This window comes from Streptomyces sp. V2I9 (assembly GCF_030817475.1).
Classification (GTDB): Bacteria; Actinomycetota; Actinomycetes; order Streptomycetales; family Streptomycetaceae; genus Streptomyces.
Window position 1 is genome coordinate 1,847,399 of sequence record NZ_JAUSZJ010000002.1, and the last position, 24,806, is coordinate 1,872,204.

23 protein-coding genes and 1 tRNA gene are annotated in these 24,806 nt (G+C 71.2%); 2 read left to right on the forward strand and 22 right to left on the reverse strand.

The window, feature by feature from the left end; genetic code table 11:
- Positions 1 to 54: 54 nt before the first annotated feature.
- The 9 genes from QFZ71_RS08305 to QFZ71_RS08340 form a co-directional block, all read right to left on the reverse strand.
- Positions 55 to 288, reverse strand: coding sequence for a hypothetical protein (locus QFZ71_RS08305; protein WP_003969224.1), 234 nt, complete (start codon positions 286 to 288; stop codon positions 55 to 57).
- 3 nt (positions 289 to 291) lie between these two features.
- Positions 292 to 480: a hypothetical protein gene (locus tag QFZ71_RS30440; RefSeq protein WP_373465091.1), complete on the reverse strand. Its 189-nt coding sequence runs from the start codon at positions 478 to 480 to the stop codon at positions 292 to 294.
- Between the two features lie 132 nt (positions 481 to 612).
- Positions 613 to 685, reverse strand: a tRNA-Ala gene (locus QFZ71_RS08310).
- Positions 686 to 835: 150 nt separating this feature from the next.
- The gene (locus tag QFZ71_RS08315; protein ID WP_307671376.1) at positions 836 to 1,489 is read right to left on the reverse strand and encodes a histidine phosphatase family protein; all 654 of its coding nucleotides are present in this window, start codon (positions 1,487 to 1,489) and stop codon (positions 836 to 838) included.
- Complete coding sequence (gene rsfS, locus QFZ71_RS08320; RefSeq protein ID WP_307667616.1) at positions 1,486 to 1,917, reverse strand: ribosome silencing factor; 432 nt, start codon at positions 1,915 to 1,917, stop codon at positions 1,486 to 1,488. Before rsfS ends, QFZ71_RS08315 begins: the two co-directional genes overlap by 4 nt.
- Positions 1,918 to 2,042: 125 nt before the next feature.
- The gene (locus QFZ71_RS08325) at positions 2,043 to 3,869 is read right to left on the reverse strand and encodes an LCP family protein (protein WP_307667617.1); all 1,827 of its coding nucleotides are present in this window, start codon (positions 3,867 to 3,869) and stop codon (positions 2,043 to 2,045) included.
- Between the two features lie 19 nt (positions 3,870 to 3,888).
- The gene (nadD, locus tag QFZ71_RS08330; protein WP_307667618.1) at positions 3,889 to 4,506 is read right to left on the reverse strand and encodes a nicotinate-nucleotide adenylyltransferase; all 618 of its coding nucleotides are present in this window, start codon (positions 4,504 to 4,506) and stop codon (positions 3,889 to 3,891) included.
- A gap of 37 nt (positions 4,507 to 4,543) precedes the next feature.
- Positions 4,544 to 4,708, reverse strand: a complete 165-nt coding sequence (locus QFZ71_RS08335) for a hypothetical protein (protein ID WP_307667619.1) — start codon at positions 4,706 to 4,708, stop codon at positions 4,544 to 4,546.
- An 84-nt stretch (positions 4,709 to 4,792) separates the two neighbouring features.
- Positions 4,793 to 4,945, reverse strand: coding sequence for a hypothetical protein (locus tag QFZ71_RS08340; protein ID WP_307667620.1), 153 nt, complete (start codon positions 4,943 to 4,945; stop codon positions 4,793 to 4,795).
- Between the two features lie 111 nt (positions 4,946 to 5,056).
- Between QFZ71_RS08340 and QFZ71_RS08345 the strand changes: the two genes are divergently transcribed.
- Positions 5,057 to 6,178 (forward strand): M48 family metallopeptidase, encoded by a 1,122-nt coding sequence (locus QFZ71_RS08345; RefSeq protein ID WP_307667621.1) that lies wholly within the window; start codon positions 5,057 to 5,059, stop codon positions 6,176 to 6,178.
- Here the strand turns inward: QFZ71_RS08345 and QFZ71_RS08350 are convergent.
- From QFZ71_RS08350 to rplU, 12 genes are all read right to left on the reverse strand, one after another.
- On the reverse strand, positions 6,096 to 7,241 hold the full coding sequence (locus QFZ71_RS08350; protein ID WP_307667622.1) for a hypothetical protein: 1,146 nt from the start codon (positions 7,239 to 7,241) through the stop codon (positions 6,096 to 6,098). The genes QFZ71_RS08345 and QFZ71_RS08350 overlap by 83 nt on opposite strands.
- 224 nt (positions 7,242 to 7,465) lie before the next feature.
- Positions 7,466 to 8,053, reverse strand: a complete 588-nt coding sequence (locus tag QFZ71_RS08355) for a hypothetical protein (protein WP_307667623.1) — start codon at positions 8,051 to 8,053, stop codon at positions 7,466 to 7,468.
- 139 nt (positions 8,054 to 8,192) lie between these two features.
- Positions 8,193 to 9,476 (reverse strand): glutamate-5-semialdehyde dehydrogenase, encoded by a 1,284-nt coding sequence (locus tag QFZ71_RS08360; protein ID WP_307667624.1) that lies wholly within the window; start codon positions 9,474 to 9,476, stop codon positions 8,193 to 8,195.
- 186 nt (positions 9,477 to 9,662) lie between these two features.
- A complete protein-coding gene (locus tag QFZ71_RS08365; RefSeq protein ID WP_307667625.1) occupies positions 9,663 to 10,154 on the reverse strand; it encodes a hypothetical protein in 492 nt (163 codons plus the stop codon).
- A 127-nt stretch (positions 10,155 to 10,281) separates the two neighbouring features.
- On the reverse strand, positions 10,282 to 11,436 hold the full coding sequence (proB, locus tag QFZ71_RS08370) for a glutamate 5-kinase (protein WP_307667626.1): 1,155 nt from the start codon (positions 11,434 to 11,436) through the stop codon (positions 10,282 to 10,284).
- Between the two features lie 169 nt (positions 11,437 to 11,605).
- Positions 11,606 to 14,377, reverse strand: a complete 2,772-nt coding sequence (locus QFZ71_RS08375; RefSeq protein ID WP_307667627.1) for a CDP-glycerol glycerophosphotransferase family protein — start codon at positions 14,375 to 14,377, stop codon at positions 11,606 to 11,608.
- 223 nt (positions 14,378 to 14,600) lie between these two features.
- Positions 14,601 to 15,839 (reverse strand): glycosyltransferase family A protein, encoded by a 1,239-nt coding sequence (locus tag QFZ71_RS08380; RefSeq protein WP_307667628.1) that lies wholly within the window; start codon positions 15,837 to 15,839, stop codon positions 14,601 to 14,603.
- Between the two features lie 238 nt (positions 15,840 to 16,077).
- Complete coding sequence (locus QFZ71_RS08385) at positions 16,078 to 18,279, reverse strand: hypothetical protein (RefSeq protein ID WP_307667629.1); 2,202 nt, start codon at positions 18,277 to 18,279, stop codon at positions 16,078 to 16,080.
- Between the two features lie 135 nt (positions 18,280 to 18,414).
- Complete coding sequence (locus QFZ71_RS08390; RefSeq protein WP_307667630.1) at positions 18,415 to 19,914, reverse strand: bifunctional cytidylyltransferase/SDR family oxidoreductase; 1,500 nt, start codon at positions 19,912 to 19,914, stop codon at positions 18,415 to 18,417.
- Between the two features lie 471 nt (positions 19,915 to 20,385).
- Positions 20,386 to 21,822 (reverse strand): GTPase ObgE, encoded by a 1,437-nt coding sequence (obgE, locus tag QFZ71_RS08395; protein ID WP_307667631.1) that lies wholly within the window; start codon positions 21,820 to 21,822, stop codon positions 20,386 to 20,388.
- Positions 21,823 to 21,965: 143 nt separating this feature from the next.
- Positions 21,966 to 22,223 (reverse strand): 50S ribosomal protein L27, encoded by a 258-nt coding sequence (gene rpmA, locus QFZ71_RS08400; protein WP_026291105.1) that lies wholly within the window; start codon positions 22,221 to 22,223, stop codon positions 21,966 to 21,968.
- Positions 22,224 to 22,237: 14 nt separating this feature from the next.
- The gene (rplU, locus tag QFZ71_RS08405; protein ID WP_018487143.1) at positions 22,238 to 22,558 is read right to left on the reverse strand and encodes a 50S ribosomal protein L21; all 321 of its coding nucleotides are present in this window, start codon (positions 22,556 to 22,558) and stop codon (positions 22,238 to 22,240) included.
- Positions 22,559 to 22,857: 299 nt separating this feature from the next.
- Between rplU and QFZ71_RS08410 the strand changes: the two genes are divergently transcribed.
- A complete protein-coding gene (locus QFZ71_RS08410) occupies positions 22,858 to 23,454 on the forward strand; it encodes an acyltransferase (RefSeq protein ID WP_307667632.1) in 597 nt (198 codons plus the stop codon).
- Positions 23,455 to 23,517: 63 nt separating this feature from the next.
- Here the strand turns inward: QFZ71_RS08410 and QFZ71_RS08415 are convergent, their stop codons facing one another.
- The gene (locus QFZ71_RS08415; protein WP_307667633.1) at positions 23,518 to 24,804 is read right to left on the reverse strand and encodes a nucleotide sugar dehydrogenase; all 1,287 of its coding nucleotides are present in this window, start codon (positions 24,802 to 24,804) and stop codon (positions 23,518 to 23,520) included.
- Positions 24,805 to 24,806 lie beyond the last annotated feature (2 nt).

A 24,806-nucleotide genomic window follows, 5' to 3' on the forward strand; every position in this document is an offset into this window, starting at 1 on the left:
AGGTCAGAGGGGTGCGGACAGGCGGTGCCGAACGGCGGCCGGACGAGCGGACGGTCAGGCGGTTGCGAAGGAGTAGAAGCGCTTGAGGGTGCAGTGCTCCTCCAGGAGCCGCCCGTAGATCGGCTCCCCCTCCAGCTCCCGATAGGTCTCGATGGGGTCGCCTTTTATGATCAGCGCCCGTGCGCATTCCTCGCACCAATACTGGTACTCGGCGTTGACCGGGTCCATGTCCCTGACGATGGGCGTACCGCTGCCGCACCAGTCGCACTTACGCCTGTGTGCACCCATCAGTCAGCTCCAGCTGTGGCCGCAGGCCGTGCACACGTAGGAGACCCCTCCGCTGTCACCCGGCACCGGGGCGACATGGGACGAACCGCAGGACGGCCGGCCGGGACGGGATCGTTCGTCGGACGTTACGGGACCGAGGGGCGAGGCGGTGACAAGGCGCTGGTCGGGAACGTGGTCGCGACTCGCAGGCATCGCGCTCCCTCCCGATCGGTACGTCGCCCCCTCCGGCGTTCCGATTCTGCCATGGCCCCGCAAGAGGGTCAGCCCGCTCGGCGCCCACCACGCAGAAGATCCCGCCCCCTGGTGGGGACGGGATCCTGATTGTGGAGCTAAGGAGAATTGAACTCCTGACCTCCTGCATGCCATGCAGGCGCTCTACCAACTGAGCTATAGCCCCGCTGTTCGCTGTGTTTCCCGGCGTTTCCGCCCTGCGAACAAGAAGAACTCTAGCCTGCGACCGCCCGGAAAGTGAAATCCGGCCGGAGCCGCCCGGGGACAGCCCGCGGGCCGTCCCCCGACATCCCTGGAACAACCGTCCGCAGGACGTCTAGTCGTCGTCGCCGAGCACCGGCTCCGGAAGTGTTCCGGCGTTGTGCTCCAGCAGGCGCCAGCCGCGCGCGCCCTCCCCGAGGACGGACCAGCAGCAGTTGGACAGCCCGCCGAGCCCTTCCCAGTGGTGCGCCTCCAGACCGAGCAGCCGGCCGATCGTCGTCCTGATCGTGCCACCGTGACTGACCACGACGAGCGTGCCGTCGTCCGGGAGCTTGTCGGCATGCTCCAGGACGACCGGCGCGGCCCGGTCGGCCACCTCGGTCTCCAGCTCGCCGCCGCCCCGGCGCACCGGCTCGCCGCGCTTCCAGGCCGCGTACTGCTCGCCGTACCGCTCGATGATCTCCTCGTGGGTCAGCCCCTGCCAGGCGCCCGCGTACGTCTCGCGGAGTGCGGCGTCGTGGGCGACCGGCAGACCGCTGACGGCGGACAGCTCGGCGGCCGTGGCCGCCGCCCGCCGGAGGTCGGACGCCACGATGGCGTCCGGCTTCAGCGAGGCGAGCAGCCGGGCGGCGCGGCGGGCCTGCCCGACACCGGTCTCGGTGAGCTCGATGTCCGTGGAGCCCTGGAAGCGGCGCTCCAGGTTCCACGCCGTCTGGCCGTGGCGCCAGAGGACGATCCTGCGGCCCTTGCCGCTCTTGCTGCCGTTCAGCTCGGGTCACCTTCCGTGCCGCCGTTGAGCTGTGCGTGCTCGTCGGCCTTGCCGCGGGTCTTGACCGCGTCCTCGGGGAGGGCGATCTCCGGGCAGTCCTTCCACAGGCGCTCCAGCGCGTAGAAGACGCGCTCCTCGCTGTGCTGGACGTGGATGACGATGTCGACGTAGTCGAGGAGGATCCAGCGGGCGTCGCGGTCGCCCTCGCGGCGCACCGGCTTGGCGCCGAGCTCCTTCTGGAGCCGCTCCTCGATCTCGTCGACGATCGACTTGACCTGGCGGTCGTTGGGGGCCGAGGCCAGCAGGAAGGCGTCGGTGATCGACAGCACATCGCTGACGTCGTAGGCGATGATGTCGTGCGCGAGCCGGTCGGCGGCCGCCTGAGCGGCGGCGTTGATGAGCTCGATGGAGCGGTCCGTGGCGGTCACATGCAGGCTTTCGTCGGCGGTCGGATACAACCTCCAGGGTCTCACGGACCGCCGACAGAGCCTTACTGCGTTTCTTCCGGGCCCGCCGGGCGGCGCCGGAGCGCCGGCCGGCGGGCCCGGGCGGGCTACGGGAGCTGGTAGTCCTGGCCGAGGACCGCGGACACGTCGGCGTTGGCGGCCGGCTCGCCCTTCTTCACGTCACCTGCGGAAAGACCGAGCGTCTTGGCCACCTCGACGGCCTTCGCCTTGTCCTCGGCGGCGCGGTAGAGCACGACGGACGACGCCTCGGTCCCCGCCTTGCCGCCGGCCACGAAGGCGTAACCGCCGTTGACGAGCTGGACCCGCGCGGCCTCCGCCGCCTTCTGGTTCCCGGTGGCGTTGCGTACGGCGACCCGGAGCGGAGCGCCCGCCTCGGGGGCCTTCACCGTGCCGCCGAGCACGTTCCTGACGACATCGCGGGTGTCGGCCTCGGTGAGCGTGCCGTCCTCCTGGACCGGCAGCACGGCCGTCTTGTAGTCGCCGACCTTGGCGCGCGAGGCCAGCTTGGCGAGTGAGGCCCCGAGGTCCTTCTCGGGCAGCGACGGATCGAGCACCTGGAGCAGCGTCTCGACGGTGACGGTCGCGGCCTTGGGGTCCTCGGAGATCTTGCGCAGGGTGGCCCGCATGACCTCGCCGAACCGCGCCAGCTGCTTGGCCTCGGGCTCGCCCTCCGCACGGTAGGTGGCGTACGCGACGGCCATCGGACCGCTGAGCGTCTGCGCCTCGCCCTTGTTCACCAGGGGCGATTCGCCCTTCTTCGCGCCGGGCACATCGGTGTCGGTGTCGACCTCGATGTTGCCGACCAGCTCGACGAGGTTCTCCAGGTACGGGGTGTCCAGCCGCCAGGTGCCGGTGATCCGGGTGCCCAGGAGGGTGTCGATCGCCTCGCGGGTGCCCGTCCTGCCGTCGTCCTCCACGGACTTGCCGAGCGTGGTGGTGGTCCCGTCGTCGCCCGCGACGGCGAGCGAGTTGGGCAGCAGGACGGTGGTTCCCTGCTTGGTCGTGGAGTTGTCGACGAGCAGCGCCGTCGAGGTGCCGCCCGTCTTCGTGTCGTGCAGGTGCACCACGATCATGTCGCGCTGCTGGGCGCCGGCGGCGACGGCCTTCTTCCCGTCCGATCCGGAGAGGCCCGGAATCAGGTCGGCGGACCACAGGTAGCCGACCCCGCCGACGACGACGAGAACGGCCACGACCAGCAGGGCGACCATCCGGTTGCGGCCCTTGCGCCGGGCCTCCTCGCGCCGCTCGCTGCGGCTCTCGGTGAACTTGAGCCAGTCGATGACGTCCTCGGAGTCCTCGTCGGGCTCCTCGATGAACGAGAACTGCTCGGTGCGGTAGTCGGGGGCGGGCCGGCGCTGCCCCGGAAGCGCGGCTTCCGCCTCCGCTTCCACGTCGGCCGCTTCCGGCGACCGCTGCTGCACGGGGGGCTGCTGCCCGGTCCGCTCGGGCGCCGGGGCCGCGCCCTGCTGCGGGATGCCCCAGTGCTCGCCGGTTTCGACGACGGCTGAGGGCTGCTGTCCGGTGGCGTAGCCGTGGTCGCCGTACCCGGTGTACGAGCCGTAGCCGTACCCCTGGCCGCTCCCCTGCCCCTGCTGGGTCTGACCGGGCGGCGTGTACCCCTGGTGCGTCTGCCCCTGGTGCGTCTGCCCCTGGTGCCCGCCGTACGGGTCGTAGGCCGGCGGCTGTTGCACGGGGTTGCCGTACGCGTCGTACCCGTGGCCGTAACCGGCCTCCTGGGCCGGGAGCCCCTCTCCCTGCTGGGCGGCGTAGGGGTCGTAGCCCTGCCCCTGCTGGTCGTACTGCCGGCCGTGCGGCCGGCTCTGCTGCTGGTAGACCGGCTGCCCGTACGCGTCGTAGCCGACGATCTGCGGCTCCTGGTAGTACGGGTCGTACGGGTTCTGGCGGTCGTTCACCGGTGCCCCTCTCCGTGGCTCATTCGCCGCGGTACAGCTGGCGCTTGTCGATGTAGCGGACCACGCCGTCCGGCACCAGGTACCAGACCGGCTCCCCCTGCGCGACCCTCTCACGACAGTCCGTGGACGAGATCGCCAGCGCGGGCACCTCCACAAGGGAGACACCGCCCTTGGGCAGTCCGTCGTCCGTGAGCACGTGACCCGGCCGGGTCACACCGATGAAGTGGGAGAGCGAGAACAGCTCCTCCGCGTCGCGCCAGGTGAGGATCTGGGACAACGCGTCGGCGCCGGTGATGAAGAAGAGGTCCGCGTCGCCGTGGACCTCACGCAGGTCCCGCAGCGTATCGATGGTGTACGTCGGTCCGCCACGGTCGATGTCACTGCGGCTGACGGAGAACTGCGGGTTGGACGCGGTGGCGATGACCGTCATCAGGTAGCGGTCCTCGGCCGGGGAGACCTTCTTGTGGCTCTTCTGCCACGGCTGCCCGGTCGGGACGAAGACGACCTCGTCCAGATGGAACTGGGCGGCCACTTCACTGGCCGCCACCAGGTGTCCATGGTGGATCGGGTCGAATGTCCCGCCCATCACGCCGATACGGCGTCTGCCGGGGCCGGTAGGCACTTCCTGCTCTCCCATGCGTGCAGAGCCTACTGGCACAGCTGTACGCCCCGGCTCAGCGGTCGCGGTTGAAGCTCGTGGTGATCCACAGCAGCAGCATCAGCGCGAGGAAGGCTCCGGCGCCGACGACGTAGGGGTTGAGGCTTTCGTGGTTGCCGCCGCCCTCACCGCCCCCGGAGGCGAGAGTGGCCAGCTGGTGTGCGGTGCTCGTGAGGCTCATCTTCGGCAGGACCTATCGATCGTGAATCGGAAGGAAGACGTCGGGGCCATCGTATGCGGGACCCTCGGGCACGCTCACGGCGACTCAGTCGTTGTTGTCGTCGTTGCGGTATCCACGCAGCAGGAACCTGGCCAGCAGCACCGCTCCGAGGATCGAGACGAGCAGGACGATCCGGAGGGTGTCACCCGGCCCCTGCTCCTCGGCCGCGGCGGCGAGCAGTACGGCGGTGTGCGGCATTTCGGGCGCTCCTCACGGTTATCCACAGCCCCCCGCACACCGTAGCGCCAGCACATACGCTGGCTTTTGTCCGGGGGACGAGCGACGTCTCGTACGAACAGGGGGCCATCCATGACCGAAAGCAGTCACGAGAACGTGCCGAGCAGGCAGCGCCGGCGATTCCCGGGGATCTCCTCCCGGGCCTACGAGCACCCGGCCGACCGCTCGGCCCTGGTGGCCCTGCGCAAGCTGACCGGGTTCGACACCGTGTTCAAGGCGCTCAGCGGGCTGCTCCCGGAGCGCAGCCTGCGGCTGCTCTACCTCTCCGACTCCGTCCGGGTGAGCGACGCGCAGTTCGCCCACCTCAACGACATGCTGCGCGACGCGTGTTACATCCTGGACCTGGAGAAGGTCCCGCCGATGTACGTGAAGCAGGACCCGCAGCCGAACGCCATGTGCATCGGGCTGGACGAGCCGATCATCGTGGTCACCACGGGCCTGGTCGAGCTGCTCGACGAGGAGGAGATGCGGGCGGTGGTGGGCCACGAGGTGGGCCACGCCCTCTCCGGCCACTCGGTGTACCGGACGATACTGCTGTTCCTGACCGGCCTCGCCGTGAAGGTCGCCTGGATCCCGCTGGGCAATGTGGCGATCATGGCGATAGTGACGGCGCTGCGCGAGTGGTTCCGCAAGTCGGAGCTGTCCGCGGACCGGGCAGGTCTCCTGGTCGGCCAGGACATACAGGCGTCCATGCGCGGTCTGATGAAGATCGCGGGGGGCAACCACCTCCACGAGATGAACGTGGACGCGTTCCTCGCCCAGGCCGACGAGTACGAGAAGGGCGGCGACCTCCGCGACTCCGTCCTCAAGATCCTCAACGTGCTGCCCCGCACCCACCCGTTCACCACCGTGCGGGCCGCCGAGCTGAAGAAGTGGTCGGAGACCCGCGAGTTCCAGCGGCTCATGGACGGCCACTACGTGCGGCGTGACGAGGACAAGGAGGCTTCGGTCACCGACTCGTTCCGGGAGTCCGCCGCGCACTACGCGGACACGGTGCGCACGAGCAAGGACCCGCTGATGAAGCTCGTGGGCGACATCGCCGGGGGCGCCGGAGACCTGGGCGGCAAGCTGCGCGACAAGTTCACCGGAGCGGGCTCCGGCAGCGGTTCCGCTACGAGCGGGAGCGGTGCGCCGGGCCGGCCCCAGGAGCCGGAGGAGGGGAGTCCGGGGACGGCGGGGCCGACGAAGGGCTGACGGCCGCGAGCGTTCCGCACAGGGCCGCCGTGGGCGATCCCGTGGCGTACGGGTCGGTGGCGGCGGGTCCGCGTGCGTCCGCCCGTTCCCCGGCCAGGAGCGGGCGGAACATCCCGGTCGCGTCGGCCGCGCAGGACTGCGGCCCCGCCTGGACGTGGGCGGTGCGCACCTCCAGGCGGTGCAGCCGCAGGTCTTCCCGGTCGAAGCGGAAGTGCAGTGCGCGCCGCACGGTGAACAGGGAGGTGTCGCCGTCGCGCGGGGAGCTGTCCGCCGGGCGCAGGGCGTAGGTGAACGTGTGGTCCGAGACGACGCCGAGGACGCCCGCCGCCTCCTCCTCGTAGCCGAGGGTGCCCCGGACCCGGACCTCGGGGTCGGCGAGCTCCACCCGCGCCGGGTCGAAGCGCACCAGCCAGCCGGTGGCGGCGTGGCTCCCGTCGTCCTCCGGGCTGCTCAGGCTGCGTTCGAACTGGGCGCGCTGGTCCGGGTCGAGGAGATGCTCCACGGGCCGCCGTACGGAGCCGGTGAGGACGTCGGGGTTCAGGGACGACTCCACCAGGTAGTCCTTGACCGTGGCGAGGGCGGCGGTGATCTGGCTGTCGGAGAAGTTCCGCGTGCGCTCCACGGCGGGGAAGTTGATGCCGGTGGCGCCCGAGCGGAAACCGGAGACCGGCCCGGCCCGGTACAGCCGCTCGGGTGATCCGCCCGGTACGGCGCCCCGAGGGGCCAGGGGGATGACGGTGGTCCGCAGGGGTTCCGCCCGGCGGACGGCCGGCTGGGGGTAGGGGCTCCGGAAGCCGATGTAGACGGCCACGGTGAAGGCGAGGGCGATGAGGACGACCAGGGCTATGGCGGCCCGCGAGCTGCCGCCGCCGTGGACGAGGATCTGTTCCTCGGGCAGGGTGCGGATGGCGCGGGTGTGCCGGCCCATCCGCTCCTCGGCGGAGAGTTCCCGTATCCGGGCAGCCTGGACGAACGATTCGTCGAAGACGAGCGAGCGGTATTCGTCCTCGCCGCCCGCAGCGTTCTCGGGCGGGCCGTCCGGCGGTTCTGAGCGGCCTGTCATGACTTCTCTCCCGATCTCCACACCGGTCGGTTCAGTGCGCAACGGCCTGATCCGCCGGACACCTCCTGGGGGGAGGTCCGGCAGCGAGAAGCCCCCCTGGGAACGAGGGGTCACATCTTGAGGGTAGGTCGATCCCGGCTCACGTAAACGCCGAGACCGCCGGGAAGCGCGGAAGACCCAGGGGCATCCGTCGGCGATCGGGTGACCCGGGGGGGAGGTTCGGTTCAGGGGACCCGTGGCTCGGCGGAGACCGTGGGGCGGGAGTAGTCGGCGGAGGCGGACGGGGCGGCTCCGGGCTTGTCCACGCCGCTGCTGGCAGGGGGCGGCACCTGGTCCTGGCGGTTGTTCGAGGCACCGCGGTAGACCGCGGTGAAGGCGAGGGAGACCATGCCGACGCCCATCACCAGGGCCAGCAGCCAGGCGACCGGCCGGTGCCAGCGGGCGGAGTTGCGGTAGGGGCGCAGGGAGCCGCCGTGACGGCCGTACGGCCCCGGACCGTACGCATCGCCCCCGGAGCCGTGGTCCGGGTCGTAGTCGAGGTCCTGGGGGTCGTGGTAGCCACGGGGGCTGTCATAGGGGCCGTACGGGTCGTCGTCGGGGCGGCGGCTCCGGCGGGCGCGGGCCGCGTCGGCCTCGGCGCGGGCCTCGGCGGCGGCGAGCAGACGCTCCACGGCGCTGGGCTCGTGGACGGGGGCCGACCGGACGAAGTCCTCGTCGAACACCACGGAGGCGAAGTCCTCGTCCGCGCCCCCGCGGTCGTCGTCGGGCTCCCAGCCGTCAGGAAACGGCCTGCCCCCCACGTCGTCCGGCACGGATTCAGCGTAGCCCGGCCGGGGCCATTTCGGCAGGGACCCGGTGAACTCCCCCGGATCGCCCCGAGGGAGCCCGCAGGACGGGCCGACCGGTCCGCGCGGCGTCACGACGCGCGGACCGGCGGGGCCCGCGCCGCCGTCAGCGGACGTGTCCGTCCCCGGTGACGATGTACTTCGTCGAGGTCAGCTCGGGCAGGCCCATCGGGCCCCGGGCGTGCAGCTTCTGCGTGGAGATGCCGATCTCGGCGCCGAAGCCGAACTGTCCGCCGTCCGTGAAGCGGGTGGAGGCGTTCACGGCGACCGTGGTCGAATCCACCAACTGGGTGAACCGGCGGGCGGCGGCCTGTGACGTGGTGACGATCGCCTCCGTGTGGCCGGAGGACCAGAGCCGGATGTGGGCGACCGCCGCGTCCAGGGAGTCGACGACCGCCGCGGCGATGTCGCAGGAGAGGTACTCGGTCTCCCAGTCCTCCTCCGTGGCGGCGACCACGGTGGCCTTCGACCCCTCGGCGTGGGCGAGGACGCGTTCGTCGCCGTGGACGGTGACCCCGGCCTCGGCGAGCGCCTCCAGGGCGAGCGGCAGGAAGGCGTCCGCGACGTCCTGGTGCACGAGGAGGGTCTCGGCCGCGTTGCAGACGCTGGGGCGCTGGGCCTTGGAGTTGATCAGGATGTCGACCGCCATGGCCAGGTCCGTCTGCGCGTCGACGTAGACGTGGCAGTTGCCGGTGCCGGTCTCGATCACGGGGACGGTGGACTCCTCGACGACCGTACGGATCAGCGAGGCGCCGCCGCGCGGGATGAGGACGTCGACCAGGCCGCGGGCCCGCATCAGTTCACGTACGGAGTCACGGCTCTCGCCCGGCACGAGCTGCACCGCGTCGGCCGGAAGTCCGGAGCCGCCGACCGCGTCGCGCAGCACCCGTACGAGCGCGGTGTTGGAGGCGTAGGCGGAGGAGGAGCCGCGCAGCAGGACCGCGTTGCCGGATTTGAGGCAGAGGGCGGCCGCGTCGACGGTGACGTTGGGCCGGGCCTCGTAGATGATGCCGACCACGCCGAGCGGGACCCGCACCTGGCGGAGGTCGATGCCGTTGGGCAGGGTCGAGCCGCGCACCACCTCGCCGACCGGATCGGGCAGGGCGGCCACGTCCCGGACGTCGGCGGCGATGGCGCGGATGCGTTCCGGGGTGAGGGTCAGGCGGTCGATGATGCCCTCGCTCGTCCCGGCCTCGCGGGCGCGCCGGACGTCCAGCGCGTTGGCCTCGACGATCTCGCTCGTGCGCACTTCGAGGGCGTCGGCGATGGCCAGCAGCGCGTCGTCCTTGGCCGCGCGCGGAAGTGGCGCGATGTCGGCGGCGGCTCCACGGGCCCGGTAGGCGGTCTGCGCGACCGGGGACAGATTGTCGTAGGGCGAGAGCGTCGTCATGCCCGCAGGGTAATGCGCGCGCTGCGGGCATCCGTCCCGCATCCCGTGATGCGAGACGACCGGACCGCGGTGCGGGCGCACTCCCGGCGACGCACGGGCCGACCGGACCGGGGCGGCCGGACCGGGGCGGCCGGCCGGCGGTTCGCCCCTCGACGGACCGGTTCCGGGCCCGCGGCCCGGCCGGGCTCAGTAGGGGTGCACGCCCACGGGGGCGGCGGGCGGCGGCCCGTAGCCCTCGGCGACCCGCAGGTGGTAGGTCTCGCGGTCGATGACCTCCAGGCCGACGATCGCCCAGGGCGGGAGCTGGGCGCTGGAGCGGTGTTCGCCCCACAGCCGCAGCGCGACGGCGGCCGCGTCGTGCAGATCGCGGGCCTCTTCCCAGTAGCGGATCTCCGCGTGGTCGTTGGCGTAGCGGCTGGTCAGCAGGAACGGATGGTCGTGGGCGAGCTGTTCCAGACCGCGTCTGACCTCCGCCAGCGGTACCTCGGCTCCCGAGACGCTGAGAGTGATGTGCCAGAGCTTGGACTGCGCCGGCTCCCTCCTCGCCGTCGGGACCGGCTCCCGTCGGACGGTGTCCGCCGGGCGTGGATTCCGGTCGGTATCCGTCCCCGTTCCGACACTCGTCAGGGTTCGGTCGGCCGTGCCTCGGGGCGGCGCCCCCGGGCGCGCTCGTCTCACCGGCGGCCTCCTGTGGTGTGTTGCTGTGCGGTAGCCCTGTTCCCCTCTACAAAGTGGACCAGTCCACAGCGGGGCGTGGGGTGGTTTTGGGGAAGGTGGCTGCCCGAAGGCTGGACTTTCAGCCGTTTCAGGGGGTGAGGCGCGGCGTGAGAATGACGAGATCGTCCCTGTGTACGACCTCGCGCTCGTAGGCGGGCCCGAGTTCGCGGGCCAGATCCCGCGTGGAGCGGCCGAGCAGTTGGGGGATCTCTTTCGCGTCGAAGTTGACGAGCCCGCGGGCGACGGGGGCGCCCTGAGGGTCGCGCAGTTCGACGGGGTCACCGGCGCTGAACTCGCCCTCGACGGCCGAGATCCCGGCGGGCAGCAGCGAGGTGCGCCGCTCCACCACGGCCTGGACGGCACCGGCGTCGAGGGTGAGCGCGCCCTGCGGGGTGGAGGCGTGGGCGAGCCACAGGAGCCGGTCGGCGGAGCGGCGGCCGGTGGGGTGGAAGTACGTGCCGGTGTCGCGTCCCGCGAGGGCGTCGGCGGCCCGGCTGGCGGAGGTGAGGACCACGGGGACCCCGGCGGCGGTGGCGATGTTGGCGGCCTCGACCTTGGTGACCATGCCGCCGGTGCCCACGCCCGCCTTCCCGGCGCTGCCGATGGTGACACCGGCCAGATCGTCGGGGCCGGTGACCTCGGCGATCCGGGAGGCGCCGGGGGTGCCGGGGGGTCCGTCGTAGAGGCCGTCCACGTCGGAGAGCAGGACGAGGAGGTCGGCGTGGACGAGGTGGGCGACGAGGGCGGCGAGCCGGTCGTTGTCGCCGAAGCGGATCTCGTCGGTGGCGACCGTGTCGTTCTCGTTGACGACGGGGACCGCGCCCATCTCCAGGAGCTTGTCCAGGGTGCTGTAGGCGTTGCGGTAGTGGCCGCGGCGGCTGGTGTCGTCGGCGGTGAGGAGCACCTGGCCGACGCGGACGCCGTAGCGCGCGAACGAGGCGGTGTAGCGGGCCACGAGGAGGCCCTGGCCGACGCTGGCGGCGGCCTGCTGGCGGGCCAGGTCCTTGGGCCTGCGGACGAGGCCGAGCGGGGCGAGTCCGGCGGCGATGGCTCCGCTGGAGACGAGGACGACCTCACGTTCGCCGCCGTCCCTGACCTTGGCGAGGACGTCGACGAGGGCGTCGACCCGGTCGGCGTCGAGGCCGCCGGAGGCGGTGGTGAGCGAGGAGGAGCCGACCTTGACGACGATCCTGCCGGCGCCGGTCACCGCCGCCCCGCGGTGTGACGGCCTCTGCTCTGTCACGTGCTTCCTCGCTCTGGATCGCCCCGGTGTCCGACGAGGGCCTGCGTGCCGCCCCCGGCACAGCACAGTACGCGAGGGGCCGCCCGCGCCGCCCGTCCGTTCCGCCCGGTGGACGCCGCAGGGGCGGCCGGTGGCGGGTTGTGGACGGGGGCGCGGGCGGCCGGTGGGCTCAGCCAGGCTGCTGCTCGTCCTTGATCGCGAGCATCCGGTCGACGACCCGCGCGGCGGCGCGGCCGTCGGAGGGCTCGCAGAAGTCGACCCGGAACTGGGCGTACTTCTCCTTGTACTCCTCGCTGACCGCGTCGATGTTCCGGATCGCGGAGACCAGGTCCTCGGAGGTCTTGATCAGTGGACCGGGGGCGCGGGAGGTGAAGTCGAAGTAGAAGCCGCGCAGGGTGTCGCGGTAGTGCTCCAGGTCGTACGTGAAGAAGAGCATCGGACGCCCGGAGTGCGCGAAGTCGAACAGCACCGAGGAGTAGTCCGTGATCAGCACGTCGGCGATCAGGTAGAGGTCGGCGATGTCCGGGTAGTACGTGACGTCCCAGACGAAGCCCTGTCCGGCGCCGGGGATGGAGTCGAGGACCTTGTGGTGCTTGCGGTAGAGCAGCACGTGGTCCTCGCCGAGCTCACGCCGGGCGGCCTCGACGTCGATCTGGTTGTCGAGCTTGAAGCGGCGGCCGCCGTAGCGCTGGTCGTCGCGCCAGGTGGGGGCGTACAGGACGACCTTCTTGCCCGCGGGGATGCCGAGCTTCTCCCGTACGGCCGCGGCGCGCTTGACGCGGTCGGGGGCGTGGAAGACGTCGTTGCGCGGGTAGCCCGCCTCCAGGACCTCGCACTGGAGGCGGAAGGAGTTGGTCATGATCGGGGTGGTGAAGGCGTTCGGCGTGATGAACAGGCTGTACTGGCGCGAGCGCTGCGGGAGGCTCGCGATGTAGGCCAGGTTCGCCTTGGGGGTGCCGAGGAGGTCGGCGCCGATGCGCTTGAGCGGGGTGCCGTGCCAGGTCTGGACGACGACCTGGCCCTCGCGGCGGACGAACCACTCGCGGATGCCGCCGTTGGTGACGACGTACCGGCTGCGGGCCAGCGCCTCGTACCACTCCTTGCTGCCCCACTCGACGCCCCGGACGCCGGGCGGCAGCACGACCTGCTGGTCGTGGACCATCGCGATGTGCTCGACGTCGGTGCCGCGGCGCTTGAGCTCCTCGTAGACCGCGCGGGGCGAGTCGGAGAACTGCTTGCCGCCGAAGCTGTTGTAGAGCACGGCCTCGCGCAGCGGCAGCTTGCGCTGCTCAGGGGTGTAGACGTCGCGCAGGAGGCGCTGGCGGTAGGCGCCGCGCAGCTCCGGGGCGAGGACCGGGCCGGACTCGACGAAGATCCGGTCGAAGTCGAGCCGCTCGACGGTGTACGTGCGGTGCTCGCCCCGGTGGGACAGCGGCAGCGTGTCCACCAGGTCGGGGCGGATCGTGACGGGCACGTCGCGGGTGTGGTCCCACTCGGTGCGCAGCCGCAGGCGCGGCATCCAGCGGCCGGCGCGCAGCGACACGGTGCCCTCGTAGGTGGGCATGGTGTCCGGGCGCAGCCGGGCGGTGAAGCGGCCGTCGGCGAACTCGACGGGCAGCGGGCGGTCCTCGTTGCGGCCGGTGTGGCGCAGGACCATCTTCATCTGCTCTGCGGGACCGGTGTAGACGCCGGAGAGGACCAGCTCGCCGTCCGCGGTCCACTCGACGCCGTCGACGAGGGGCTGGACGGTGCGCAGCTGCGGGGTGAAGTTGCCCGCGCCGTCGGTGAGGATCGCGAGCTCGCGGTTCTCGGGCAGCGGGTGGACCCCGGTGACGTTCGCGGCGCCGTTGGTGGCGCGGCGGGTGGTGCCGTCCGCGAAGACGATCTGGGTGCGGTACTTGACGGCCTTACCGGGGCGTACGCCGTCGGCGGGCAGGTCCGCGAAGTCGAGGCGGGCGGTGTGGCGCAGCCAGCCGTCGGCTCCGGTCTCGCCCTGCTGGAGCGGGAGGTCGGTGGTGAAGCCGCTCGCCTCGTGGTCGATGCGCAGGGCCGTGGGGTACTTGCCCGCCGGGGTGGTGACGCGGGAGCGCAGGGTGACGGTCATGCCCTCGCCGTCGCCCTCCTGGCCGATGACCTCGGCGGGGACGACGTCCACGGAGAGCTTGAGGCGGTTGCGGTCGAAGCCGGCGACGAGCCGGACGCCGTCGTCCAGGACGCGGGTGAAGCTGTGTCCGGCCGCGCCCGCGCTGTTCTTGGTGATGCTGCCGACCGACATGCCGCCGGGGCGCGGGATGCCGACGCCCAGGCGCCAGGTGCCGGACTGCCACTGGCCGCGGACGCGGAGGCGGGACGGGTCGATGCCGATCTCGAAGCCGGACCAGTCGTAGTTGTGCAGGGCGCCCTTGGCCTCGGTGGTGGCGCGGGGCTCCTGGACGGTGCGCAGACGCAGCGGGAGGGTGGAGCGGCTGCCCTGGCGGCGGAGCACGGCGACGCGCAATGAGCGCTTGCCGGTGGCCGAGGGAACGTTGGGGATGTAGGCGTAGCCCTTGACAAGGAGCTTGCCGCCCTCCCAGACGAGATCGAGGAGCTTGCCGCGTACGGGGAGTTCGCTGCGGTTGAAGTTGCGCACCGAGGAGGGGAGCGAGGAGCTCTCGACGCCGGGCAGCTCGATGCGGGCGCGCCGCAGGCCGCGGACGGAGAAGGCTCCGGGGTTCTCCCGCTCGTAGTGCAGCAGTTCGGCCAGTTCATCACCGCGGCCGCTGGCCGCCAGGTGCCACTTGACCCGCGCCATCGGCGAGAACTGCCGTACGACCTTGGGGGCGGCCCGGTCCAGGAAGTCCTTGGCGGCCCGGTGGAACTCGGGGCGCTCCTCGACCGGAGTCTCCGGGAAGTACTTCATGAGCCGGCTGAGCTCGTCGGGGATCGCTTCGAGGGACGCCACGGGGGAAGGGCCTTTCCGGGGGGACGTGCAGATGATGAACCCCAGCAGGACGGGGCGTTAATGAGACGTCTCCAACCGTCTCATGGTTGCCCCACAGTATGACGTGACACCTCTCACAGGACGAACCCGCCCCGGCGGCCGCCGGGGCGGGGAGGGGCGTTCGAGCGCTCCCCCGCGGATGATCCGGCCGGGGGCCGCCGGACCGGCCGCCGGCGGGTGCCGGTCAGGCGCGGTGCGCGCGGGGGGCGCGCAGGACGCCGAGCACGGTGCGGCGGGCCTTGCGGACCGCGCGCCGGGCGAAGGAGGCGCGGGGCCGCTTCCGCGGCGGATCGATCCTGCGGCCGCCGACCCACTCCGTGACGGTCACCTCGTAGGCCCGGTCCGGAAGGACGGCGTCCTCGCCGAAGTGCGGATAGGCGAGGTGGAGGCGGGGCGGGTTCCCCCGGCGGACCACCTCGGGCTCCTCCTCGGCGCGCAGGAAGGCCGCGATGTCCAGGAGCAGGTCGAGCCGGCCCTCGGCCACGCACATCAGCCGGAGCCGTTCGTTCACCTTGAGGTTGCGGCCGAGGCCGGGCGTCCAGTACGCCTTCATGAGGGGGGCGGCGAGCGCCATCTTCCGCTCCTGGACCTCGGGCTTCTGCTTGACCAGGCCGGGGCCGAACTGGGGCAGCAGGGTGATGACGAAGGGCCGCACCATCAGGGCGTCGCGCCGGGGGCCCGGTGGCACGTGCTCGGCGATGAGCCCCATGAGGGCGCGGGCCGAGTCGAAGCGGCGTTTGTAGCCGCCCTTCTTGGTCATCTGGTTGCGGTCCTCGCGGCCCACCAGGTAGTAGCAGGTGTAGTCGGCGACGACGGAGATCCCGTTGCCGCGCAGGTACGCCTCCATCGTGAACAGGGCGTCCTCGCCCGTCTTCAGCTTCTCGTCGAAGGCCATGCCGAGGCGGACGAGGAGATCGCGCCGGAACAGCTTCTGCGCGCTCAGGGTGAACTTGACGTTGGAGGAGAACAGGTCGGCGCGTTCGACCGTTTCCTTCCACATCGACTTCGCGGCCCCCCGGTTGACGCCGACGATCTTCCCGAGGATCACGTCCGTGCCCGCCCGGTCCCCCATGGCGACCATGCGCTCCAGGGCTTCCTCGCCGAAGTGGTCGTCCGCGTCGAGGAAGAAGACGTACCGGCCGCGGGCGAGCCCGAGGCCCCGGTTGCGCGGGCCGCTGGGCCCCCCGGAATTCTCCTGCCGGACGACTCTCATGGGGATCGCGGTCCGGGCGGCGAACTCCCCCAGGAAGTCGCCGGTGCCGTCGGTGGAGCCGTCGTCGATCGCGACGATCTCCATGCGGTCGGCGCCGATGGTCTGTGCCTCGACGGACTCCAGGCACCGGACCAGGTAGGGCATCGCGTCATAGGCTCCGATGATCACACTGACATCGGGCTCGTCGTTCGTCCTGGGCAAGTCGGGCATGCGCACCTGTCGATTTGATCACGAAAGAGGGAAGGTTGCCCGACTCTGCACCCTTTTGCGCATTACGACACCGAACGACCCGTACACCCCTCCCCCGGGAGAGACGTACGGGTCGCGTTCGAGGTTGCCTGCTCTTCAGCTATTCGATCATCCGTGCGCCGCACAGGCGCACGGATGCCGGTGGACGGACGTACGGATGCCAGGGCGCGGGTCCGGCCGCACGGGCCCGCGCACGGGATCAGCGCGAGGGTGAGACCCCCTCGGTGAGGGCGGCCTCCACCTCAGCCTGCTCCGGGTCGGCCGCCGGAGCGTCGGGGTCCGCCGCGGCCTCGGCCGCGGCCACCGCCTGCGGGTCGGTGTCCCCGGCCCCGCTGGTGGCGGCCTCCTCGTCCGGCACGGCCACGGACCGGTCGCCGAGACGCTGGGCGACGGCCAGGTTGCGGGCCTCGGCCTTCGCGGCCAGCGCCCGTACGGCGGCGTTGAACTGCTCCATGGAGGTCGGCTCGTCCGGCCCCAGGAGGTAGGTCTTCAGCTCGCGGCGGGCGCCCGCCAGGGTGTCGGCGGCCGGGTCGGCCACCGCGGCCAGCAGCTGGTCCAGCTCCTCGGCCTGGTTGGACAGGACGACCGCGGCGCGCACGGCGGTGTTCTGCCGCTTGAACTCCTCGGCCCCGACCCCCGCCGAGTCGGTCACCGCGTACGGCTTGCCGCTCGCGATGAAGTCGGAGACCACACTGGAAATGTCCGAAACCATGGCGTCGGACTCGTTGAAGCAGTCGTACAGCTTGGGCTGCGCGCCGGTCACCGTACGGTGCTCCCACCAGCCGAAGGAACGCCAGTAGGCATCGTTCCACTCGGCCCGCAGCCGGGCGGCCTCCGCCTCGCGGGCCGGGTCCGCGAGCGAGATCCGCGACTCCTCCGCCTCGTCGCCGCCCGCGTGGCCGGAGGTCGCGAGCTCCGCCAGCCGCGCCTCGATCCGGGCCAGTTCGGCCTTGGCGGCGCGGTGCCCGGCGGTGGCCGAGGACGCCTCCTTCGCCCAGCGGGGGTCGGCCGCGCGCTCGGCCGCGGCCTTCTCCAGCATCGCCTGGATCCGGGCGTTGACGGCCTTGGCCTTCCCGCTGCGGATACCGGTGAAGGGGTGCGGCTTGTAGATGATCCGGACCGGGTCGGTGGCGTTCAGCAGCCGGCGCACGATGTTCTCGCCCGCCAGCAGCAGGGAGGTGTTGCCCGGATTGTCGTCCCAGCCCTCCCAGGTGGGCGCGTACAGCACGGTCGGGATGGGGTTCTTGACGGCGCCCGTCCAGCTCTTGATGGGCTCCAGCTGCGGACGGCCGACCTCGACGATGTCCTCGTCGCGGATGCCCACGTCGGCCAGCGCGTAGCGGTCGCGGCCGGCCCGGCCCGCGGTCCAGACCTCGTCGTACACCTTCGAGTACGGATTGACGCTGGCGAGCTTGTCGCTGTCGCCGTGGCCGATGAACACGTGCTTCATCGTCGGTACCCGCAGGATGTGGATGTTCTTTCCGACATTGGCGGGGTACAGGCAGACCCGGACCGTGGAGAGGTTCAGGTTCATCAGATGGGTGCCGGCCGGAACGCAGAGGACCGGGACGGAGGTCTCGGCGAGCTGCGGGACGAGGGCGCGCTCCCGCATGATGATCAGCGGGCGGCCTTCGACGCGGGCCATGGTGTCCAGCCACATGTTGCCCTGGTAGGCGGACTCGTTGGAGCCGGAGAAGTAGAGGACCACGGTCGGCTGGTACTCGCGCAGCCAGGTGTCCACGGCTTTGAGCACGGCAGGGGCCGGGGGCGCCAGCCGGCCGCGGCGTACGTACGGGATCAGCGCCGCGAGGTAGAGCAGGGCCAGCAGCAGCGTCAGGCCGATGCCCGCGAAGCCGATGAGGTCGTCACCGGTGCCGGCGGCGATCAGGACGCCCGCCACGGCCGGGATGTCGAGGTGCAGCATCTTCTCGGCGGAGCGCCGCACCAGCGCGCCGGGTGGGGCGTCGGGGATGCGGACCGCGTGCAGGTCCACGTTCCGGGTGACGACCGGCATCGTACGGCGCATCCGGATCAGCGTCGTCAGCGCGCCGTGCGGAGCCTGGAGCCCGTAGAAGAGCAGGAAGCAGGCGACCGCCGCGTAGAACAGCGGCGACTCGGCGAGGTCCAGGCGGGCCAGCAGCAGGATGACCATCAACTGCCGCAGCAGGAAGCGGATCGACAGCCCGGCCCGCACCTTGCCGAGGCGGTTGACCAGATAGCTCCCCTTCTGGTGCAGGTACCAGTCGGCCACGTACGTGACGGCGGCGGCCGCCGCGAAGAACCAGATGTGGGGAATGAGCGCGGCGAGCATGACGCAGGGGTATCCCAGCCCCATCAACAACGCTGCCGCCAGTTCCGACCTGCTGCCCACACGGGCCAGGCGAATGGCTGTCGAGATCACGAAGAACCTGCTCCAGGGGGTGCCGGTTGATTCACGTATTGGCGGAAATGTGAAGGTGCGGCTTCACGCATTCGGGCCTCTGCCGTCGCGCAAAGCGACAACAGAGGCCCGTAAAAGCACATTTGTCAAGAATTATTACACATCTGCTTGACGGTCCAGCACGGACGCCAGTGCCTGCTCGAACCCGGAGGACTCGGCGGCCCCCGCCGTCGGGTCCTGCTGCCGTACGTCGATGACGTGTCCGGTCAGCGCGGAGAGCAGGACGTCCAGCGAGGTGCGTGCCACGGCCTCCGACGAGAGCAGCGATCCCTCGGGCTCCTGGCCGAACGCCTTGGTGCGCATCGGCGTCGCCGTCCGCTCCGGGTTCACGCAGTTGACCCGGATGCCCTCCCCCGCCCACTCGTCGGCGAGCGCCTGGGTGAGGTTGACCATGGCGGCCTTGGTCGAGGAGTACAGGCTGTACTCGGCGCGGCCGCGGGTGTAGCTGCTGGAGGTGTAGAGCAGCAACTGGCCCTTGGTCTCGGCGAGGTACTTGTACGAGGCGCGGGCGATCTGGACGGGCGCCAGGTAGTTGACGTTCAGGGCTTCCTGGATCGTCGTGTTGTCGGTCTCGGCCAGCTTGCCGATCCGCAGCACGCCCGCGGTGTTGATGACGTAGTCGATCCGCCCGGTCTCGCGGTACGCCGTGGAGAGCGCGTCGTCCACGTGCTCCGGGTTCTCCACGTGCGTCCCCGTGGTGGAGCGGCCCAGCGCGTAGACCTTGGCACCGTAGCTCTCGGCCAGGGACGCGATGTCGGCGCCGATGCCGTACGAACCGCCGAAGACGACGAGCGTCCTGCCGGTGAGCAGCTCCCGGTAGCCGGCTTCGTCGGCCTGGCGGGGGGCCGCGGTGGAGGCCAGCTGGAAGAGCTTGTCGGTGATGAAGACGTCGACCGGCTGGGTCACCTTCATGTTGTACTCGTCGCCCGCGACCACGTAGATCGGCACGTCGGGGAGGTAGCGCAGGACCACCGAGCAGTCGTCGGTGGCCTGGAAGTTGGGGTCGCCCGCCGCGATCTCGTACGCCTTGCGGATCGTGGAGAGCTTGAACGCCTGCGGGGTCTGGCCGCGGCGCAGGCGGGAGCGGTCGGGGACGTCGGTGATGAACTCGCCGTCCTCGCCGTGCGTGCGGGTCACGATGATCGTGTCCGCGGAGGGGATGGCGACGTCGACGGCCTGGTAGCGGTCGAGGGCGTCCACGCAGTCCTTGATCACACGCTGTGACAGCAGGGGGCGCACCGCGTCATGGAAGAGGACGTTGCGGTCCTCGCCCTCGGCGAGCCCCTCCCCGAGGGCCGCGATGGCGCGCTCGGTGGTCTCGTTGCGGGTGTTCCCGCCCTCGATGACGCGGGTGACCTTGGTCAGTCCGGCCTTCTCGACGATCTTCTCGACGTCGGGCACGAAACCGGGCGCCATCAGCACGATGACATCGTCGATGCCCTCGGCGTTCTCGAAGATGGTCAGCGTGTGCTCGATGACGGCCTTGCCGGCGATCTTCAGCAGCTGCTTGGGGATCGACAGGCCCACGCGCTGGCCGGTCCCACCGGCGAGCACGACCGCTGTGGTCCGGGGCTTGGCTTCATGCGGCACAGACACAGACGACCTACCTTGCTATGACGGGGGAACAGTGTGATGGTCGCACTCTCCGTGACCGTCTCGCAAGGTGGACGTCGACCGTCGCTCGCCCCGCGGATGCCCGCAGTTCACCCTCTGGCCAGGGATGTTGGGTGCTTCCCGGGTGTCGCGCGGGGTGACCGACCCCACAGATGTGTTGCGCAATCGGCACATGAGCAGCACGTACACCCGGTGTGACCGGCGGAAACCGCCGACGCCCAGGGCCAGAATCTACCGGACGGCCCGCCTCCGGGGAGACGGGCCGTCCGGTGGGGCCTCCGGGGCCGCCCGTGAGGAACCCTCCGGGGCCGCCTTCGGAAGAGGCCCGGCGAAGCCTGCTGCCAGGACCTCTCGTTCGGATCGGGCCGGGCTCGTGGTCCCTGGCACCCCGACCCGGCCCGATCCGAACGGAAGCCCCCGGGAAGCGCCCGCCGGGTCAGGGCCGGACGCCCCCTAGAAGGGGTCGAACTCGTCGTACTCCTTCTGCGCGTCGTCGCGTTCGGCCTCGCGGTCCTTGCGCCGCTGCGCCGCGGGGCGCGGCTCCTCCAGGCGGTGGTCCTCGCCACGACGGCCGAGCATCTCGGCGCCGGCCTGCACGGTCGGCTCCCAGTCGAAGACGACCGCGTTGTCCTCGGCACCGATCGCGACGCCGTCGCCGGCGCGGGCGCCCGCCTTCATCAGGGCTTCCTCGACGCCGAGGCGGTTGAGCCGGTCCGCGAGGTAGCCGACGGCCTCGTCGTTGTTGAAGTCGGTCTGGCGCACCCAGCGCTCGGGCTTCTCGCCGCGCACGCGGTAGAGGTCCTCGCCCTCGGCGGTGACCGTGAAACCCGACTCGTCGACGGCCTTCGGGCGGATGACGATACGGGTCGCCTCCTCCTTCGGCTTGGCCGCGCGCGCCTCGGCGATGATTCCGGCGAGCGCGTAGGAGAGCTCGTTGAGGCCCTTGTGCGCGATCGCGGAGACCTCGAAGACGCGGTAGCCGCGGGCCTCCAGATCGGGGCGGATCATGTCGGCGAGGTCCTGGCCGTCGGGGATGTCCACCTTGTTGAGGGCGACGATGCGGGGCCGGTCCTCCAGGCCGCCGTACTGGCGCAGCTCCTCCTCGATGATGTCGAGGTCGGAGACGGGGTCACGGTCGGACTCCAGGGTGGCGGTGTCCAGGACGTGCACGAGCACCGAGCAGCGCTCGACGTGCCGCAGGAACTCCAGACCGAGGCCCTTGCCCTGGCTGGCGCCGGGGATGAGTCCGGGGACGTCCGCGACGGTGTAGACGGTGGAGCCGGCGGTGACGACGCCGAGGTTCGGTACGAGGGTGGTGAACGGGTAGTCCGCGATCTTCGGCTTGGCCGCCGAGAGCACCGAGATCAGCGAGGACTTGCCGGCGCTCGGGTAGCCCACGAGGGCCACGTCGGCGACGGTCTTGAGCTCCAGGACGATGTCCCGGCTCTCCCCCGGCTCACCGAGCAGCGCGAAGCCCGGAGCCTTGCGCCGGGTCGAGGCCAGCGCCGCGTTGCCGAGGCCGCCGCGGCCACCCTGACCTGCCACGAAGGTGGTGCCCTGGCCGACGAGGTCGGCGAGGACGTTCCCGTCCTTGTCGAGGACGACGGTGCCGTCCGGCACGGGCAGGACCAGGTCCTGGCCGTCCTTGCCGGAGCGGTGGCCGCCCGCGCCGGGCTGGCCGTTGGTGGCCTTGCGGTGGGGGTGGTGGTGGTAGTCGAGCAGCGTGGTCACGGCCTGCTCGACGACGAGGATCACATCGCCGCCTCGTCCGCCGTTGCCCCCGTCGGGGCCACCCAGCGGCTTGAACTTCTCACGGTGGACGGAGGCGCAGCCGTGGCCTCCGTTACCCGCGGCGGCATGCAGCTCGACGCGGTCCACGAAGGTGGTCATGGTCAGTGCCTCCAGGTACAGCGGGAAAAGCGGAATTGTCTCTGTCGTAACACGCCGAGGGCGGACCCGCTTCCCCGTTCACCGGGAAAGCTGCGGTCCGCCCTCGGAAGGTGCTGTGTCGTTCTGCGCGCGTCGGGAAGAACTCAGACGGCGAGCGGAACGATGTTCACGACCTTGCGGCCACGGTGCGTGCCGAACTCCACCGCACCGGCGGCGAGCGCGAACAGCGTGTCGTCGCCGCCACGGCCGACGCCCGTGCCCGGGTGGAAGTGGGTGCCGCGCTGGCGGACCAGGATCTCACCGGCGTTGACGGCCTGACCGCCGAAGCGCTTCACGCCGAGCCGCTGAGCGTTGGAGTCGCGCCCGTTCCGAGTGGACGATGCGCCCTTCTTGTGTGCCATGTGTTCTCAGTCCCTTACTTCGCAGCCGCGGGGATGCCGGTGACCTTGATCGCCGTGTACTGCTGGCGGTGACCCTGGCGACGGCGGTAGCCGGTCTTGTTCTTGTAGCGAAGGATGTCGATCTTCGCGCCCTTGTGGTGGTCCACGACCTCGGCCGTGACCTTGATGCCGTCGAGCACCCACGGGTCGCTGGTGACCGCGTCACCGTCGACAACGAGCAGGGTCGAGAGCTCGACCGTGTCGCCAACCTTGGCAGTGGAAATCTTGTCAACCTCAACGATGTCGCCGACAGCAACCTTGTGCTGGCGACCACCGCTGCGCACGATGGCGTACACGCGGATCTCTCTCTCGCTCGGAACGGGACCCCTGATGCCAGCCGCCCGCGCGGGCCGGGGCCCGAATCGATCCGGAAGGATGAGCGGCCTCTCCTGGCGGACGGCGCGAACACCGACCGTGACCGGGAGGGATGTGCTCAGGGGTAGTGCGTCGAAGAAACACACCGAGGGTCAAGGTTACGGGGCGGGGGTGTGGGGGTCAAACCGGGTCGCCGGGCGCAGGCCGGGCCCGGTCCACCGGACCGGCGGACCGCCCCCCGTATGCTTTCGGGGCGCATCAGCTCTCCGAAAGGCATGCCGTGAACTACAGGGTCCAGCCCACCGCCCAGGTCGACGAGACCGCCGAGATCGGGGCCGGCTCCAGCGTCTGGGAGCTGGCGCAGATCCGCGAGGGAGCCAGGCTCGGCGAGGGCTGCGTCATCGGCCGCGGCGCGTACGTCGGGACCGGCGTGCGCATCGGCGACAACGTGAAGCTGCAGAACTACGCCCTCGTGTACGAGCCCGCCGAGCTCGGCGACGGCGTCTTCGTCGGCCCCGCGGTCGTCCTCACCAACGACCACAACCCGCGCTCGGTCGACCCTGACGGCAAGCAGAAGCGCGGCGGTGACTGGGAGGCGGTCGGCGTGAAGGTCGCCGAGGGCGCCTCGCTCGGCGCCCGCTCGGTCTGCGTCGCCCCGGTCCGTATCGGCCGGTGGGCGATGGTCGCGGCCGGCGCGGTGGTCACCAAGGACGTCCCCGACTTCGCCCTGGTGGTCGGTGTACCCGCCCGGCAGATCGGCTGGGTCGGCCACAGCGGTGTCCGGCTGGTCGAGCGCGGGGGCGAGCCGGGGGTGTGGGAGTGCCCGCAGAGCGGGGCTCTGTACGAGGAGAAGGACGGAGTGCTCGCGGAGCGCTGAGCGCCCCGCAGGACGCGGAGCCGTGCCGGGGCGAGCGCCCGCCCCGGCACGGCTCCACGGCGTTCAGCCCCCGATGACCACGCGGCGTACGCCGGCCCAGTTGGCCGGGTCCGTGGTGCGGCGGCCGTCGACCAGGACGCGGACGTCCGGGAGGTCGGCGGCGGACAGCTCGCGGTACTCGGCGTGGTCGGCCTGGAGGATCGCGGCGGTGACGGCCTGGTGGCCGTCGTGCGGGACGAGACCGAGGGCGGACAGCTCCTCGGCCGTGTACATCGGGTCCGAGACGAACGGCACCGCGCCCCGCGCCTTCAGGGCCTCGACGACGCCGAAGACACCGGAGAACGCGGTCTCCTTGACACCGCCGCGGTAGGCCGCGCCCAGCACCAGGACCCCGACGCCGTCCAGGTCGCCGTAGGCGGCGGCCAGCAGATCGACGGCGTACGCGGGCATCGCGGCGTTGGCCTCGCGGGCCGAGCGCACGACGGTCGCCTCCGGGTCGTTCCACAGGTACATCCGCGGGTAGATCGGGATGCAGTGGCCGCCGACGGCGATACCGGGCTGGTGGATGTGGCTGTAGGGCTGGCTGTTGCAGGCCTCGATGACCTTCTTGACGTCGATGTCGTTCTGGTCGGCGAACCGGGCGAACTGGTTGGCCAGGCCGATGTTGACGTCGCGGTACGTGGTCTCGGCGAGCTTCGCCAGCTCGGACGCCTCCGCCGTGCCGAGGTCCCAGACCCCGTTCGGGCGGGGCAGGTCCTCGCGCTCGTCGAAGTCGAGGACCGACTCGTAGAAGGCGACGCCGGCCGCGGCGGACGCCTCGTCGATGCCGCCGACGAGCTTGGGGTAGCGGCGCAGGTCGGCGAAGACCCGGCCGGTGAGCACCCGCTCCGGGGAGAAGACCAGGTGGAAGTCCTCACCCGGGGTCAGGCCCGAGCCCTCGGCCAGCATCGGCGCCCAGCGGGTACGGGTGGTGCCCACCGGCAGCGTGGTCTCGTAGCTGACCAGCGTGCCGGGCTTCAGGCCCGCCGCGATGGCCCGCGTGGCGGCGTCCATCCACCCGAAGTCCGGGGTGCCCTCGGCGTCCACGAAGAGCGGGACGACGACCACGACGGCGTCGGACGCGGCGACCGCGGCGGTGGTGTCCGTCGTGGCGGAGAGCAGACCGGCGCCGACGGTCTCCTTGAGCTTCACGTCGAGGTCGTACTCGCCGGGGAACGGCTCGGTGGCCGCGTTGACGAGCTCGACGACCTTCTCGTTGACGTCCGCGCCGATGACCCGGTGGCCCTTGGCGGCGAACTGCACGGCGAGCGGAAGCCCGATCTTGCCGAGCGCGACTACACAGATGTTCATCG

What these genes read in the sequence shown, in the direction of transcription:
- QFZ71_RS08305 (WP_003969224.1), bottom strand. Translation starts at nt 288, where the DNA reads ATGGGTGCACACAGGCGTAAGTGCGACTGGTGCGGCAGCGGTACGCCC.
- QFZ71_RS30440 (WP_373465091.1), bottom strand. Translation starts at nt 480, where the DNA reads ATGCCTGCGAGTCGCGACCACGTTCCCGACCAGCGCCTTGTCACCGCC.
- nadD (WP_307667618.1), bottom strand. Translation starts at nt 4,506, where the DNA reads ATGGGAGAGCAGGAAGTGCCTACCGGCCCCGGCAGACGCCGTATCGGC.
- QFZ71_RS08335 (WP_307667619.1), bottom strand. Translation starts at nt 4,708, where the DNA reads ATGAGCCTCACGAGCACCGCACACCAGCTGGCCACTCTCGCCTCCGGG.
- QFZ71_RS08340 (WP_307667620.1), bottom strand. Translation starts at nt 4,945, where the DNA reads ATGCCGCACACCGCCGTACTGCTCGCCGCCGCGGCCGAGGAGCAGGGG.
- QFZ71_RS08345 (WP_307667621.1), top strand. Translation starts at nt 5,057, where the DNA reads ATGACCGAAAGCAGTCACGAGAACGTGCCGAGCAGGCAGCGCCGGCGA.
- QFZ71_RS08350 (WP_307667622.1), bottom strand. Translation starts at nt 7,241, where the DNA reads ATGACAGGCCGCTCAGAACCGCCGGACGGCCCGCCCGAGAACGCTGCG.
- QFZ71_RS08360 (WP_307667624.1), bottom strand. Translation starts at nt 9,476, where the DNA reads ATGACGACGCTCTCGCCCTACGACAATCTGTCCCCGGTCGCGCAGACC.
- QFZ71_RS08380 (WP_307667628.1), bottom strand. Translation starts at nt 15,839, where the DNA reads ATGCCCGACTTGCCCAGGACGAACGACGAGCCCGATGTCAGTGTGATC.
- obgE (WP_307667631.1), bottom strand. Translation starts at nt 21,822, where the DNA reads ATGACCACCTTCGTGGACCGCGTCGAGCTGCATGCCGCCGCGGGTAAC.
- rpmA (WP_026291105.1), bottom strand. Translation starts at nt 22,223, where the DNA reads ATGGCACACAAGAAGGGCGCATCGTCCACTCGGAACGGGCGCGACTCC.
- QFZ71_RS08415 (WP_307667633.1), bottom strand. Translation starts at nt 24,804, where the DNA reads ATGAACATCTGTGTAGTCGCGCTCGGCAAGATCGGGCTTCCGCTCGCC.